This is a genomic window from Bradyrhizobium sp. 1200_D9_N1_1, from assembly GCF_052075915.1.
In the GTDB taxonomy this organism is placed as follows: domain Bacteria; phylum Pseudomonadota; class Alphaproteobacteria; order Rhizobiales; family Xanthobacteraceae; genus Bradyrhizobium; species Bradyrhizobium diazoefficiens.
In genome coordinates, this window is record NZ_CP197226.1 from 5,117,486 (window position 1) to 5,131,357 (window position 13,872).

General features: G+C 63.8%; 19 protein-coding genes and 1 tRNA gene. 7 read left to right on the forward strand and 13 right to left on the reverse strand.

Annotated elements, in window-relative coordinates; all coding sequences use genetic code 11:
* Positions 1–4: 4 nt before the first annotated feature.
* Entirely contained in the window at positions 5–1,609 is a 1,605-nt protein-coding gene (locus AB5K84_RS24710) for a carboxyl transferase domain-containing protein (protein WP_011087192.1), read from the reverse strand.
* Positions 1,610–1,684: 75 nt separating this feature from the next.
* Entirely contained in the window at positions 1,685–2,812 is a 1,128-nt protein-coding gene (locus AB5K84_RS24715) for an isovaleryl-CoA dehydrogenase (RefSeq protein ID WP_011087191.1), read from the reverse strand.
* A 147-nt stretch (positions 2,813–2,959) separates the two neighbouring features.
* Here AB5K84_RS24715 and AB5K84_RS24720 point away from each other — a divergent pair, with 147 nt between their 5' ends.
* Positions 2,960–3,988: an AraC family transcriptional regulator gene (locus AB5K84_RS24720; RefSeq protein ID WP_011087190.1), complete on the forward strand. Its 1,029-nt coding sequence runs from the start codon at positions 2,960–2,962 to the stop codon at positions 3,986–3,988.
* A gap of 101 nt (positions 3,989–4,089) precedes the next feature.
* Here the strand turns inward: AB5K84_RS24720 and AB5K84_RS24725 are convergent, their stop codons facing one another.
* From AB5K84_RS24725 to AB5K84_RS24740, 4 genes are all read right to left on the reverse strand, one after another.
* A complete protein-coding gene (locus AB5K84_RS24725) occupies positions 4,090–4,380 on the reverse strand; it encodes a DUF3551 domain-containing protein (protein WP_028171335.1) in 291 nt (96 codons plus the stop codon).
* A gap of 185 nt (positions 4,381–4,565) precedes the next feature.
* A complete protein-coding gene (locus AB5K84_RS24730) occupies positions 4,566–4,928 on the reverse strand; it encodes a DUF1428 domain-containing protein (protein ID WP_011087188.1) in 363 nt (120 codons plus the stop codon).
* A gap of 52 nt (positions 4,929–4,980) precedes the next feature.
* The gene (locus tag AB5K84_RS24735; RefSeq protein ID WP_011087187.1) at positions 4,981–5,472 is read right to left on the reverse strand and encodes an Lrp/AsnC family transcriptional regulator; all 492 of its coding nucleotides are present in this window, start codon (positions 5,470–5,472) and stop codon (positions 4,981–4,983) included.
* A gap of 278 nt (positions 5,473–5,750) precedes the next feature.
* Positions 5,751–6,056, reverse strand: a complete 306-nt coding sequence (locus AB5K84_RS24740; protein ID WP_028171332.1) for an ETC complex I subunit — start codon at positions 6,054–6,056, stop codon at positions 5,751–5,753.
* A gap of 257 nt (positions 6,057–6,313) precedes the next feature.
* On the opposite strand from AB5K84_RS24740, the gene AB5K84_RS24745 reads away from it, so the two are divergent.
* Entirely contained in the window at positions 6,314–7,486 is a 1,173-nt protein-coding gene (locus AB5K84_RS24745) for an OpgC domain-containing protein (RefSeq protein ID WP_011087185.1), read from the forward strand.
* Positions 7,487–7,651: 165 nt separating this feature from the next.
* Entirely contained in the window at positions 7,652–8,050 is a 399-nt protein-coding gene (locus tag AB5K84_RS24750; protein ID WP_028171331.1) for a hypothetical protein, read from the forward strand.
* A 31-nt stretch (positions 8,051–8,081) separates the two neighbouring features.
* Here AB5K84_RS24750 and AB5K84_RS24755 read toward each other — a convergent pair whose 3' ends face one another.
* The gene (locus AB5K84_RS24755; protein ID WP_028171330.1) at positions 8,082–8,276 is read right to left on the reverse strand and encodes a hypothetical protein; all 195 of its coding nucleotides are present in this window, start codon (positions 8,274–8,276) and stop codon (positions 8,082–8,084) included.
* 1,072 nt (positions 8,277–9,348) lie between these two features.
* Here AB5K84_RS24755 and AB5K84_RS24760 point away from each other — a divergent pair.
* Positions 9,349–9,543 carry an RNA-binding protein gene (locus tag AB5K84_RS24760; RefSeq protein ID WP_231166472.1) on the forward strand — a complete coding sequence of 65 codons (195 nt, stop codon included), beginning with the start codon at positions 9,349–9,351 and terminating at the stop codon, positions 9,541–9,543.
* Between the two features lie 57 nt (positions 9,544–9,600).
* Here the strand turns inward: AB5K84_RS24760 and AB5K84_RS24765 are convergent.
* The 4 genes from AB5K84_RS24765 to AB5K84_RS24780 all read right to left on the reverse strand — a co-directional run bounded on the left by AB5K84_RS24765 (position 9,601) and on the right by AB5K84_RS24780 (position 11,999).
* Positions 9,601–9,677 (reverse strand) — tRNA-Pro (locus AB5K84_RS24765).
* A 95-nt stretch (positions 9,678–9,772) separates the two neighbouring features.
* Positions 9,773–10,258, reverse strand: coding sequence for a DUF192 domain-containing protein (locus tag AB5K84_RS24770; protein ID WP_011087183.1), 486 nt, complete (start codon positions 10,256–10,258; stop codon positions 9,773–9,775).
* A 124-nt stretch (positions 10,259–10,382) separates the two neighbouring features.
* Complete coding sequence (locus AB5K84_RS24775) at positions 10,383–11,042, reverse strand: cold-shock protein (RefSeq protein ID WP_441232672.1); 660 nt, start codon at positions 11,040–11,042, stop codon at positions 10,383–10,385.
* Positions 11,043–11,240: 198 nt separating this feature from the next.
* Positions 11,241–11,999: an SIR2 family NAD-dependent protein deacylase gene (locus AB5K84_RS24780; RefSeq protein WP_038967135.1), complete on the reverse strand. Its 759-nt coding sequence runs from the start codon at positions 11,997–11,999 to the stop codon at positions 11,241–11,243.
* Between the two features lie 285 nt (positions 12,000–12,284).
* Between AB5K84_RS24780 and AB5K84_RS24785 the strand changes: the two genes are divergently transcribed.
* Positions 12,285–12,449: a hypothetical protein gene (locus tag AB5K84_RS24785; protein WP_164933808.1), complete on the forward strand. Its 165-nt coding sequence runs from the start codon at positions 12,285–12,287 to the stop codon at positions 12,447–12,449.
* Positions 12,450–12,518: 69 nt separating this feature from the next.
* On the opposite strand, the gene AB5K84_RS24790 is transcribed toward AB5K84_RS24785, so the two are convergent.
* Entirely contained in the window at positions 12,519–12,809 is a 291-nt protein-coding gene (locus tag AB5K84_RS24790; RefSeq protein ID WP_011087180.1) for a hypothetical protein, read from the reverse strand.
* A gap of 279 nt (positions 12,810–13,088) precedes the next feature.
* Between AB5K84_RS24790 and AB5K84_RS24795 the strand changes: the two genes are divergently transcribed.
* Together AB5K84_RS24795 and AB5K84_RS24800 are read left to right on the forward strand one after the other, a co-directional pair.
* Positions 13,089–13,319, forward strand: a complete 231-nt coding sequence (locus AB5K84_RS24795; protein ID WP_028171326.1) for a hypothetical protein — start codon at positions 13,089–13,091, stop codon at positions 13,317–13,319.
* A 55-nt stretch (positions 13,320–13,374) separates the two neighbouring features.
* The gene (locus tag AB5K84_RS24800) at positions 13,375–13,548 is read left to right on the forward strand and encodes a hypothetical protein (protein WP_011087179.1); all 174 of its coding nucleotides are present in this window, start codon (positions 13,375–13,377) and stop codon (positions 13,546–13,548) included.
* On the opposite strand, the gene AB5K84_RS24805 is transcribed toward AB5K84_RS24800, so the two are convergent.
* Positions 13,545–13,742, reverse strand: coding sequence for a hypothetical protein (locus AB5K84_RS24805; protein ID WP_011087178.1), 198 nt, complete (start codon positions 13,740–13,742; stop codon positions 13,545–13,547). The two genes, AB5K84_RS24800 and AB5K84_RS24805, sit on opposite strands and share 4 nt — an antisense overlap.
* Positions 13,743–13,872 lie beyond the last annotated feature (130 nt).

Genomic DNA, 13,872 nt, shown 5'->3' on the forward strand with positions numbered 1-13,872 from the left:
CGCATCACATCCTGAACAGGCCGAATTTCGTCGGTTCGATCGGCGCATTCGACGCCGCCGAGAGGCCGAGGCCGAGCACGAGCCTGGTGTCGGCCGGGTCGATCACGCCGTCGTCCCACAGGCGCGCGGTCGCGTAGTACGGATGGCCCTGGCCTTCATACTGCGCGCGGATCGGCTCGCGGAACTTATCTTCCTCGTCCTTCGACCAGCTATCGCCCCTGGCCTCGATATTGTCGCGCCGGACCTGGCTCAGCACCATCGAGGCCTGCTCGCCGCCCATCACCGAGATGCGCGCGTTCGGCCACATCCAGAGAAAGCGCGGTGAGTAGGCGCGGCCGCACATGCCGTAATTGCCGGCGCCATAGGAGCCGCCGATCACCACGGTGAATTTCGGCACCGACGCCGTCGCGACCGCAGTGACCAGCTTGGCGCCGTCGCGCGCGATGCCGCCGGCCTCGTACTTCTTGCCGACCATGAAGCCGGTGATGTTCTGCAGGAACACCAGCGGAATGCCGCGCTGGCAGCACAGCTCGATGAAATGCGCCCCCTTCAACGAACTCTCGCTGAACAGGATGCCGTTGTTGGCGATGATGCCGACCGGATAGCCCCAGATATGGGCGAAGCCGCACACCAGCGTCGTGCCGTAGAGTTTCTTGAACTCGTCGAATTCCGACCCGTCCACAACGCGCGCGATGATGTCGCGCACGTCGAACGGCTTGCGGCCATCGACCGGCACCACGCCGTAGATCTCCTCGGCCGCGAACAGCGGATCGCGCGGCGGATGCATGTTGAGGTTCGGCCGGCTCGACGGCTTCAGGGTGCCGACGATGCGACGGGCGATGCCGATCGCGTGGGCGTCGTTCTGCGCGTAGTGATCGGTCACACCTGATTGCCGCGAATGCACGTCGGCGCCGCCGAGCTCCTCCGCGGTCACCACCTCGCCGGTCGCCGCCTTCACCAGCGGCGGGCCGCCGAGGAAGATGGTGCCCTGGTTGCGCACGATGATGCTCTCGTCCGACATGGCCGGCACATAGGCGCCGCCGGCGGTGCAGGACCCCATCACGATCGCGACCTGCGGGATGCCTTGCGACGACATCTGCGCCTGGTTGTAGAAGATGCGGCCGAAGTGGCGCTCGTCCGGAAAGATCTCGTCCTGGAGCGGCAGGAAGGCGCCGCCGGAATCGACCATATAAACGCAGGGAAGATTGTTCTGCCGCGCGATGTCCTGCGCGCGCAGATGCTTCTTCACAGTCATCGGATAATAGGTGCCGCCCTTGATGGTGGCGTCGTTGGCGACGATCACGCATTCGCGGCCCGAGATGCGCCCCACTCCCGTGACGACGCTCGCCGAATGCACGTCGCCGCCATAGAGGCCGTAGGCCGCCAGCGGCGACAGCTCCAGGAACGAGGTCCCGGGATCGACCAGCAGGTCAACGCGCTCGCGCGCCAGCATCTTGCCGCGCGAGGTGTGGCGGTTGCGCGAGGCCTCGCCGCCGCCGCCCGCAACCTGGCTGAGCTTTTCGCGCAAGTCCGCGACGAGGGAGCGCATGGCCTCGGAATTGCGCGCAAAGTCTGACGAAGACGGATCGATGCTGGAATGGAGCGGCATGTTGTCCCGCGTTTCTGGTGATCTGGTGAGAGGCCGCGGCCAGGTGGGACCACGGCAATTCCAAGTGCGCCGGACCTACGCCGTCTCGGCCATCAGCTCGCGGCCGATCAGCATGCGGCGGACCTCGGATGTACCGGCGCCGATCTCGTACAGCTTGGCGTCGCGCCACAGCCGTCCGACCGGAAATTCGGATGTGTAGCCGACGCCGCCGAGCGCCTGGATCGCCTCGCCCGCCATCCACGTCGCCTTCTCCGCGGAATAGAGGATCGCAGCCGCGGCATCCTTGCGCAGGGTCCGCGCGTGGTCGGCGCGGTCGCAGGCGCGCCCGACCGCATAGACATAGGCGCGCGTGGCCTGCCAGGTCGCATACATGTCGGCGAGCTTGCCCTGCATCAGCTGGAAGTCGCCGATCGGCTGGCCGAACTGCTTGCGCTCGTGCATGTAGGGCACCACCGCGTCCATGCAGGCCGCCATGATCCCGAGCGGGCCGCCCGAAAGCACGGTGCGCTCATAATCGAGGCCGGACATCAGCACCTTGACACCCTCGCCCACCTTGCCAAGCACGTTCTCCGCCGGCACCTCGCATTCGTCGAAGAACAAGGGATAGGTGTTGGAGCCGCGCATGCCGAGCTTGTCGAGATGCTGGCCGTGGGTAAATCCCTTGAAGCCCTTCTCGACGAGGAAGGCAGTCATGCCGCGCGGGCCCGCCTCCGGATCGGTCTTGGCATAGACGACCAGCACGTCCGCGTCGCCGCCATTGGTGATCCACATTTTCGAGCCGTTGAGCACGTAGCGGTCGCCGCGCTTGTCGGCACGCAGCTTCATCGAGACGACGTCGGAGCCGGCGCCGGGCTCGGACATCGCCAGCGCGCCGACATACTCGCCGGAGATCAGTTTTGGCAGATAGCGCTCGCGCTGCGCGTCGTTGCCGTTGCGGCGGATCTGGTTGACGCAGAGGTTGGAATGCGCGCCGTAGGACAGGCCCACGGCTGCCGACCCGCGCGAAATCTCCTCCATGGCGACGATATGGGCGAGATAGCCCATGTTGGAGCCGCCATATTGCTCCGGTGCCGTCATGCCGAGCAGGCCGAGGTCGCCAAGGCGCTTCCAGAGATCCGCCGGGAACAGGTTGGCCTTCTCGATCTCGGCGGCGCGCGGGGCGATCTCCGCCTCCACGAAGGCGCGCAGCGTGTCGCGCAGCATGCTGATGTCTTCGCCCAGATCGAAATCGATGCTCGGGATGTTCAAGGCGATTCCTCCGTATTCTTGTCGGGTCCGAACCTACCCCCGCCCGGGCGTCCTGGCGGTCGAAAAGGTTGCATTTTCCGCCAACTTTGGCGAGGATTTTTCATGCCGTTCCAAGCCGCAACCGCGACGCCCCGCCGCGCCATGACCCCAGCCGCCTTCGTCCGCGGCGTGGTTGCCGCTTATGCCGTTTACGGGCGGGATCCGGCCGAGGCATTGGGCAAGGGGCAGGTCACCGAGGATCTCGTTCGATCCCAGGACGGACGGGTGACGGCGGCCCAGTTCGAGGCGCTGGCCGGCCACGCCATGCGCGAGCTCGACGACGAAGCGCTCGGCTGGTTCTCGCGCCGGCTGCCTTGGGGAACCTATGGCATGCTGTGCCGCGCCTCGATCACGGCCCCCAATCTCGAAGTCGCGCTAAAGCGCTGGTGCCGGCATCATCGCCTGCTGACCGAGGACGTGCTGTTCGAGCTCTCGCTTGGTGATGAGACCGCGACCATCTCCCTTCGCGAGCAGCGCGATCTCGGCCCCTTGCGCGAATTCTGCCTCGTCACCCTGCTCCGCTATGTCCTCGGCTTCTCCTGCTGGGCCGTCGATTCCGCGATCGCGCTGCGTGCGGCCGAGTTTCCCTATTCCGAGCCGGGCCACGTCTCGGTCTATCCGACGATCTTCTGCAGGCATTTGAGCTTTGATGCGGATGGCGCCCGCATCGTGTTCGACAAGCACTATCTTTCACTGCCGCTGACCCGCAGCCCGGCCGATCTCGACAGCATGCTCAAGGGCGCGCTGCGGCTGACCGTGCTGCCCTATCGGCGCGACCGGCTGCTGGTCGAGCGCGTGCGCCGCGTGCTGCGCAATGCGCGCGGACGCAGTCTCGGCGCCGAGGATGTCGCAAGCGAGCTGGCGCTCTCCACCCGCACCATGCACCGGCGCCTGCGCGAGGAAGCGACCTCGCTGCGCGATCTGAAGGAAGAGACAAAATTCGAGCTCGCCAAGCAGGAGTTGATGCGCGGCCGCACCCCGATCAAGCGGATCGCGGAGATCGCCGGCTTCCGCAACGAGAAGAGTTTTTCCCGCGCCTTCCGCAGCTGGACCGGCGCCTCACCGCGCGAGTTTCGCGGAAGGTATCGCTGATGCGCGCCGCAGCGCATTGTTGTCTGCTTGTCATAAGTTAACGGCCCCCGAGATCGCTCTCGGAGGCCGCAATGTCCCGGATCCGGTCTCGATGTCAGGCGTTAGTTTTGCGCGCCCGAACGAGGCTTGGTGCGCGACTGCGTCTGCTTCGGCTGGAAGGCGAGCGCGTCGTTGGTGGTCTTCGCGCCGCCGGCCTGCGAGCACGAGCCGCCGATGCCGCCGGCCGCCTGCCGGCAGGCTTCCATCGTCGGATAGCCGCAACCATGGGCGGCCTGGGCGCCATTGGTGATGCAGTAGTCTTCGGCCTTCGCAGCCGGTGCCGACAGAACAAAAAACGCAGACGCACACAGCGCCGCAGCAGACGCTGCGATCGTCTTCGAAGTCGATGTCATGATGTCTTTTCCTGCTAAGGGTCCCACAAAAGCATCCCCAGCGTGCGATGCAGGCTGAGGTTCACACCCTGCATCTAGGCAGCGCGCAGGAACCGACAATCACGGTCCGGCGCATTGCAGGGCTTCGCAAATCACATGTCAAACTTATGTGAGTTACTAAGATATATAGTTCCGCTACGACGCCCTTACCGGTCCTGGCGCCCCATGACGTGTATCGGGCTGAAGCAGCCCAGGATCAGGCGCTTCGGATCGAACGGAATGTCGCCCGCAGCCTCAAATCGCTTGTCGTCGCCCATCCCGGCTTCGGCGGCCTCGAGCGTTGCCTTGTCGGGCCAGACCTGCCAGGTGAAGACGATCTTCTCGCCGTCCTTCGCATTCACGGCGCGGCGAAAGTCGGTGTGCGTGCCACTGGGGACGTTGTCCTCCCAGGACTCGACGATCTCCAGACACCCGTATTCCCTGAACAGAGCTGAGCCATTCTCGGCCCATCGGCGATAGGCCTCCATCTTGTCCTCCGGCACGGGAATAACGAAGCCTGCGATATACATGATTTCAGCTCCTTCGCAGTCTCTGTGAGCCTCACACCGGCGGAGCGATCTCCTATCCCGCCGACGCCGCCGCAACCTCCTGCAACGGCAGCGGCACGTCCTTCGCGACACCCAGCACCGGGAAGCTTCGGACGTTCTTCACGTCAGGCATCGCGGCGAAATGCAGCAGCTGCTGGCGCATGCTCTCGACGCTCGGCGCGACGCATTTCAGCAGATAGTCGGTGTCGCCCGAAATCCGCCAGCACTGCTGGATGCGCGGGATCGCGGCGATCGAGCCCTCGAACGCCTCCAGCACCGGCTGGGCCTGGCTGCCAAGCTGGATCGAGACGAACGACACGACCCCATAGCCGAGCAGCCGCTCGTCGATGACGGCGCGCACCGCCCGGATCACGCCGCGGCTGAACAGCGATTTCAACCGCCGCAGGCAGTTGGGCGCGGACACGCCGACGCGCAGCGCCAGCTCGTTGTTGCGCACCCGCCCGTCCTGCTGCAGCTCGGATAAGATCTTCAGATCGACACCGTCGAGCTGGTCACGCCCCGCCATCCCCCACCTCACCCTGATCCCGTGATGCCGGGACCAGCGAAGCATGAGGCGGAATTGGTGCCAAGAGCCATCCCAAGGGCGCGGCGCTATCGAGTTCGGGGGAATACCGCCCCACCGTCATGGCCGGGCATAGCCGTCTGAAGGACGGCGTCGCTTCCGCTCGCCTATGTCCCGGCCATCCACGCTCTTTCACGCGGCCCAAAACGTGGATGCCCGGGACAAGCCCGGGCATGACGAGTACATCACGTCGTATGAAGTCGGAGCAGCCACCTGCCCCCTCAATGCGTCCAGGGCTCGCCGCGCCGGAACGAGAAATTGTCGGCATAGGCGACCGGCCGGCGGATCGAATCCTGGGGCTCGATCACCTGGTAGGCGATGCCCTTGCGCTCGCAATAGGCGACCGCCTCTTCCTTGCTGTCGAAGCGCAGCGTGATCTGCTGCTTCATGTCGCCGGACGAGGTCCAGCCCATCAGCGGCTCGACCGCACGCGGCTGCTCCGGCTCGTAGTCGAGCTGCCATTCCCGGGTCTTGGACCGGCCGGATTGCATCGCGTTCTTGGCGGGCTTGAAAATGCGTGCGGTCATGGGGTGGTCCGGGCCTTTTCGTCTTTTCGTTCGATTTCGATGCGTCAGGGTGGCAGTTGGTGGAAACCTCAGGGATAGTATAGAGACACCGATCGGGAACTGATCGGTGATTCCGGCCCCCCGGTCACCCTTACCGACGGTATAGTCATTATGCTGCACCGTGACAATTCCGTACCCGCCTTCCGCGCCGGGATTCAGCCCGGCCGCACTGCCTCGCCGACATCAGCGCATCTATCCCCTCCGAGAGCTCCCGTCGCATGGCCTTCCTGAACATCAACGCCACGCTCCCTGAAAAAGGCCGTGACCTACGGCTCGACCTGTTTCGCGGCGTCGCCAACTGGGCGATCTTCCTCGACCACATCCCTGACAACGTCGTGAACTGGATCACGACGCGCAATTACGGCTTTTCCGACGCGGCCGACCTGTTCGTCTTCATCTCCGGCTACACTGCCTCCTTCGTCTATGCGCGCATGATGCTGGAGCGCGGCTTCATCGTCGGCGCCACGCGCCTGACCAAGCGGGTCTGGCAGCTCTACGTCGCCCACATCATCCTGTTCGTGATCTACATCGCCTCGATCAGCTATCTGGCGCTGCGCTTCGGCGATTCAGACATGATCAACGAGTTCAACGTCGCCGGCCTCGTCGACAACGCCACCGAGACGCTGCGCCAGGGCCTGTTCCTGCGCTTCAAGCCGCTCAATCTCGACGTGCTGCCGCTCTACATCGTGCTGATGGGACTGTTTCCGCCGGTGCTGTGGTTCATGCTGCGCAAGCCCGATTTGACGATGGTGCTGTCGATCGTGCTGTGGCTCGCCGCGCGCCATTTCGGCTGGAACCTGACCGCCTATCCGGCTGGCCAGTGGTACTTCAATCCATATGCCTGGCAGGTGCTGTTCGTGTTCGGCGCCTGGTGCGCGATGGGCGGCGCGCGGCGCTCGATGACGCTGATCAATTCGCCGATCACGCTGTGGCTCTGCCTCGGCTATCTCCTGTTCGCGCTGGTCATGACCATGGCCGGCCGCTTCCCCGCCATCGGCGGCATGTTCCCGGAATGGCTGTTCTCCGCCTTCAACCCCAACGACAAGACCAACCTTGCGCCTTACCGCTTCATCCATTTCGTCGTGATCGTGATCCTGGTGATCCGCTTCGTGCCGAAGGACTGGCCGGGCCTGGAATGGAAGGTGTTCGATCCCCTGATCGTCTGCGGCCAGCAATCGCTCGCGGTGTTCTGCGTCGGCGTGTTCCTGTCCTTCGTCGGCCATTTCGAGCTTTCGATGAGCTCGGGCTCGCTGTTCGCGCAGCTCTTCGTCAGCATCGCCGGCATCGCGATCATGACGACGGTGGCGTATTACATCTCGTGGTCGAAGCGGCAGGACAAGCCGCTGAAGCCCCCGCCGTCCAAGCCGGCGCCCGCAACGAAGGCCGCCTGAGCCGGGACGCCCGTTCGTCCGGGCGCACCGTCCCGACGCCGCTGTCGGTTCGTCCGGGATTGGATTGACCTGCGTCAACCAGGGCCGGCGCCGGCCGAACTAGTGTCGCCGCGACTCGCGCCGCCGCATCGACGTCGGCGCTTCCTCCCGGACAAGGCCAAGCACATGCCCTCTCATTTTCACGCCATTGTATGGATCGACCACACGCAGGCCCGGATCTTCCATCTCGGCCTGAGCGGCTCCGACGAAATCACGCTGCATCCGCATCTGGCAACGCGTCATCTCCATCACAAGGCCAATGAGATCGGCAGCGGCCATGCCGCGCCTGACAAGACGTTCTACGCTGAGGTGACCAAAGCCCTCGCCGATGCCGGCGAAGTCCTGATCATCGGCCCGGCCAACGCGAAGACCGAGCTCGCCAGCCACATCCGCGCCAACGCGCCAGATGTCGCCAAGCGGATTGCCGCAGTGGAAACGGCCGACCATCCTTCCGACAACGAGATCGTCGCTTACGCGAAACGTCACTTCAAATTGCCGCTGCCGCGCGTGCAGGCACCAACCTGAAAGCGGGATGACGATTCACGATCGCGTCGCTTCAGGCCGCTTCTTCGCTGTCGAACTCGGTGAATTTCTTGTAGATCCAGTCGCGGCCGTCGTGCCGGCGCCAGACCTTGCCGTAAACGAGCTGCCCGTTGATCGAGCGGCGCGGCACGATCACGGTCCAGAGGTGCCAGATTTCGGTCCAGCTCGACTGCGGGCTGGCCGTTTTTAAGTTGCGATCGAAAGACATGACACAGAACTCACAGGATACGCGCGCCGCGACGAACTGTGATCTTGTGCGAGCACGAATTCCAGGCAGCCCATCGCGAGCCGGCACCGATCTGATAACGATCGCCAAAGTGGCCGCAACAACCGCTCGCCCTTAACCTAACCCATCAACCTTACCAGTCGCGAACTGGTGGCCGGGCTGGTTGAAAGCCGGCGCCGGTTTTTCTACAATGCATGCATGATTTGAGAGTGAGTGCGCCGTTTTCGGGACCCGCGATTCAATTTGAGCTGACGTCGCGTTTTTAAAGAGCTTGGAATTTGAAGACGACTTGGATTTTGAAGAAGACTCGGAAGTCTTGAAGACTTGAAGGTTTAAGACTCGAACGTTTTGAAAAAAGACATACTGGCTGGGGCGACCACAATGAATTTGCAGTGTGCCTGTCTGCGCTTGGCGGTGCGATCGGCGCCGCCTGTCCCGGCCGTCAGGACGTCGGCTCACGAACCGCCAAGGGCCGCCAACGACAACCAGATGGTCTGGCCGTTCGTGCCGTTTCCGCCCGGCTGGCACGCCTCGAGCTGATTGGGCAATTCTGAAGAACGCGACGTCTGAAGATCGCGACGCCTGCAAAAAAGACGTTTGAAAAGCGCAACGCCGCGCAAGCGGAGTATTATCGCTTGGCGGCGTCCGTTAGGCATTGGGCGCTGAAATCCCCAACATCCATATGTCCATGGCGACAGCCAAAGGTTCGATGAATCTTTGGTAATTCTGCGTCGGGCCGACCGCGCCAATGCCTTGAAAAATCGCGCGGAAGTCGGGCTGCGCAAAGGAACGAACGCGAGGGCTTCAGGCCGAACGCACCGGGTCTGCAAAGCAGGCGCTGGCCGCGTGAGAAAGTTCGATCCGGCACGCATGTTCCGCGCCGGACGGCCGCAACCAATCGCCGCGCGGCGCGTTGCAGCTTCTTCCCATCCGTCCGGGGTCCTGGCGAGCGCCAACGATCAGCGCGCGCCCGCCATGGATGGACGGTCATCGCGTCTCACGTCCGTGTGAGCTGGAGCCCGGTCGGTGAATTTCGTCGAGCGAGAAGAGACCAATGAACAACGGGCCGCAAGGCAAGGGGGATGCTGTGAGCCAGATCGATACGACCGAGAAACTCTCCGAGGCGCCGGAGCCCGGAGACTCGCTGTTCGCACTCTGCGGACTCGGCGTCGCCGGGATCGTCATGCTGGGTTGGATCTGCGCCCTCGCCTGGATCGCCTGGCGTCTCGCCGATTGGCTGCTGTTTTGAGCCTGGGATCCGCGAGTCGAAATTTCGAAGGAAATGAAGGAGGTTCGACCTCGGGACTGGTCGGGGCAGCTGGATTCGAACCAACGACCTGCAGTACCCAAAACTGCCGCGCTACCAGGCTGCGCTATACCCCGAATGTCCGGCGAGCCCTGTCGATACACGCTTCCCAAAGCGCCAGCAAGCGTCCTAAAGGTGCCGGCAAGGCCGGGAAGGCCCCCACCGGACGGCTCTATTTGCTGCCGAACAGCGGGTGGCCGACGCGATCGCCGGGGCGGATGCCGTATTTCTGCGCCGTTCCCGCCACCACCTCCAGAACGGCCCGCGCGGGGCCCTTGGACGAGATGATCTTGGTCGACAGCGGCTCGGTGTTCTCGGCAATGCGCAGGATGCGGCCGTCGGCGCGGATGAAGATCATGTCGAGCGGGACATAGGTATTCTTCATCCACATCGACACTTCCTGCTCGGGATTGAAATCGAACAGCATGCCTTTGCCGTCAGCCAGCTCCTTGCGGTACATCAGGCCGGTCTGCTTCTCCTCCTCGGTCGTTGCCATCTCCACCGAGAACACCTGCACGCCGCTTTTGGTGACGATCTCGAGCGGCTGGAAGCTCGCGGCGCGGACAGGTCCGCCCGCCACGACAACGCCGGCGATGAGCAGGATGGCGGCAAGCCAGCCCTTCGCAACGGACCAGACAGCCTTTCGATCAAGATTCATGGGATGGCACTCAGGGCGTGGGAATGGAACAGTCCTACGCGGCGACCGTCCGAAAAGCCAGAGGCGCGCCGGTCAGCCGGCGCGCCTCTGCTCACGATTGCGGGAATTGGCGATCCTGCCGCCGCTAGTGCGACTGCGGTCCGGGCGATCCGGTCTCGGGATGGATCTCGGCCGCCATCATGCCCTTGGAACCAGGCCCGAAGCGGACCAGGACATATTGGCCGGGGCGCAATTCGGTCATGCCGAAGCGGCGCAGCGTCTCCATGTGCACGAAGATGTCGGGCGTGCCTTCGCCGCAGGTCAGGAAGCCGAAGCCGCGCAGCCGGTTGAACCATTTGACCTGGGCCCGCTCCAGCCCGCTGGTCGGGGTGACCGTGACGTGGGTGCGCGGCGGCAGCATCTGCGCCGGATGGATCGCGGTCGACTCATCCATTGAGACCACGCGGAAGGCCTGGTAGCCCTTCGCGCGCTGGATGCATTCGACGACGATGCGCGCCCCCTCATACGCGGTCTGGAAGCCGTCGCGTCTAAGCACGGTGACATGCAGCAGCACGTCCGGCCAGCCGTTGTCGGGAACAATGAAGCCGTAGCCCTTCGACGCGTCGAACCATTTGATGACGCCGTGGACTTCGACGAGGTTGGCGCTGGGCTCGCCAAGGCCGGTGAACGGGCTGAGCCCGCTCTCGCGGCCGCTGCCGTGCTCGCCCGGCGTCATGCGCCCCGGCGACGTGCCCTGTCCGGGAACTCCAAGCTTTTTGGACTCAAATCCGTCCGACGACCCCATAACCCCGGACCCCACACTGCCATGCAACCCGCCACATTGGCGGCGCTCGAATCACGCGTCTTAAGAGAATGTTCTCAATTCGACGCGACGCGAATCTTTCGACTCAAAAGATAACACTCCCGGTTGCGGCGCATAGACAAAAAAGAGATTCGCCGGAACCTATGAACAGCTTGCACAGCCGCGAATCAAACTAACGCCTCAATTGCCGACAAAGGGTCCGAGCGTTTCGCCGATGTCGTGGCGGATGACGAGGTCGGCGATGTCGTCCTGCTCGGTCGGCTCGCGATTGATGATCACCAAACGTGCACCCGCGCGCTTCGCCATCATCGGAAAGCCCGCCGCCGGCCACACCACGAGCGAGGAACCGATCGCGATGAAGAGGTCGCAGGCGCGCGACAGCGCGGTTGCGCGCTGCATCTCCTCCTCCGGCATCATCTGGCCGAACGAGATCGTGGCGGTCTTCACCGGCTCGTCGCACACGGTGCAGTTGGGAGCGCCGTCCTGGTCGAATCGGCGCTTCACCCAATCGAGCTGATAGGTCTGCCCGCATCCGACGCATCGCGCATAAGTAGTATTTCCGTGAAGTTCAATCACGTGCTCGTGCGCGAAGCCCGAGGCCTGGTGCAGATTGTCGATGTTCTGGGTGATGACCGCGGGGACCTTGCCGGCGCGGTAGAGCGAAGCGAGCGCGCGATGGCCGCGGCCGGGCCTTGCCGCCGCAAAGGTCTCCTCCATCGCGAAGCGCCGGCGCCAGGATTCGTCGCGCGCCTCTTGGCTCGCAACGAATCCATCGAACGGGATCGGACGGTTGCGCGTCCAGATGCCGCCCGGCGAGCGGAAGTCGGGGATGCCGCATTCGGTCGAGATGCCGGCGCCGGTGAACGGTACGATGGTCTTCGCCTCGGCGATCATGTCGCCGAGACGTTCAACGCCGCTGCGAAGATCCGATGCAATCAATCGCACGCCTCCCGCTTTGGTCTTGCGCTAGCTGCAAGATGCGCAAGCGACAAGATTGTTGACGCTGTTATCAACTGCGAACGCAGGCGCGCTCGTTTTTTCCGCCCATCGCATATCACAATCCTGCAATGCCTCCTCCCCATTGACGCCCCAATCAGAAGCGCCAATGCATGTGTTATGCGACTCAAGGCCCGGTGCGGCGGCAGCGCTTGAGGACACTCGTAAACACGACCCTGTAAAAACAACCCGAGTAACATCGTCCAAGTGTGAACAGAGGGGATGGACATGACCGAAGACGAACAACGCAAGATCCGTGAACGCGAAGAGATCGCCGCCCGTGTCGCCGCCTTCCGTGCCACCCAGGAGAAGTTCAAGCGCGAGCGCGAAGAGTATTTCGTGTCGACGCTTGAGAACGCACGCAAGGTCGAGCGACCCTCGCTCTGGCCGTAGCACGCGCCTGATCGCCACGCATGAAAAAAGCCCGGAGCATCGCTCCGGGCTTTTCACTTACCCCCGCCGTTACCAGTGACGGTAATAGTGGCGGCGATAGTAATACGGTCCGTCGCCATAATAGGCGTACGGGCCAGATCCGTAATAGTAGCCCGGGCTGTCATAATAGCCGTAGCCAGGGCCGTAATAGCCGTAGGGGTGGGACGCGGCGATCGCGCCCGCGGTGATCGCGCCGGCGGCAAGACCGAACGCGAGGCCCGGGCCGATGCCGCGGCCGCGCGCCTCGGCAGGCGCAGGCGCCGCCACCGCGGTCACGCCGACGGCTGCGACGGTGGCCAGAACTGCCAGTGTCTTTTTCATGAGCTCCTCCTTCGCGTCTGGGGTGACAACGCGAGTGCCGTTTGATGGTTGCGCGCGGCGCGGAACCGGAGCCGGTCAAAAAAAATCGATGCGAGGCGGAACGAAATCGCCGTGCGGCGGTTGGAATTGCAAGTGCGAAGCCTCCGCTATCCGGTGAAGGCCCAGCACGAAAGCCCCGTCAGTATCCTCCGCGATGCTGGCGGGGTTTTTGTTCCACGGGAGCAAATGGGCAGCAGAGAACAACGGCTGCCAGCGGGGCGGAAGGCCGAGGAGGAAGGATTGCCGATATCCGCTTTGCTTGCCCGGATCCGCCGGCTCGTTCCCGGATCCGGCGATCGACATTACGACGAGATCGTCCGCAGTTTCGGTGTCGGCGCGCTGCGCCCGCCGCCGACGCCGATGAGTGACGGCGAGCTGGCGCGGGCCATCGCCGAGTTCCTCAGGGAACAGCCCTCCTCCGAGTCCGTCGCGACCCTCGGCCGGCGGCTCGATCCCTCCTCCCGGCTCTAGGCGGACTTCTTGCTAGGCGGATCTCTTTTGCGCGAGCCGGGAACAAGCGCCGCGCATGCAAGTTAAGGTTGTCTTCACGCAAGTGAGGTTCGATATGTTCGACATGCCCGTGTGGCTCGAAGTCTTGCTCAACCTGTCCGGCTATGCCGGCTTCGTCGCGCTCGCGAGCCGCGGCACCTCGTGCCCGCGCGCAGCGGCCGACGACCGGATCGGTGGTGACGAGCGCTAGTTGGTGTGCGGCGCCTGGCCTGCCGTGCGCACCAGCCGGTCGGCCTTGACCGCGACGCGCGTGTCCTCGGCTTGCTGCCGCAGCGAAAAACTGATTAGCACGAAAGCGAGACAGAACAGCGTGCCGACGATCGCAACGCGCCGGTAGGTGTGGCGGTCGCCTTGATAAAAGGACGGCTCTGAAAAAGGTGTCATGGCAAAGTGGCTTCTTGGCAAAGTCGTTTCTTGTCGTTGCCAGACACCTACTCCAACCCGCGGCAAGCGCAACGCGATTGGGCTTTTAACCTAACCGAATAGGGTTATCGTTTCCCGCGCAAGCTTTCGT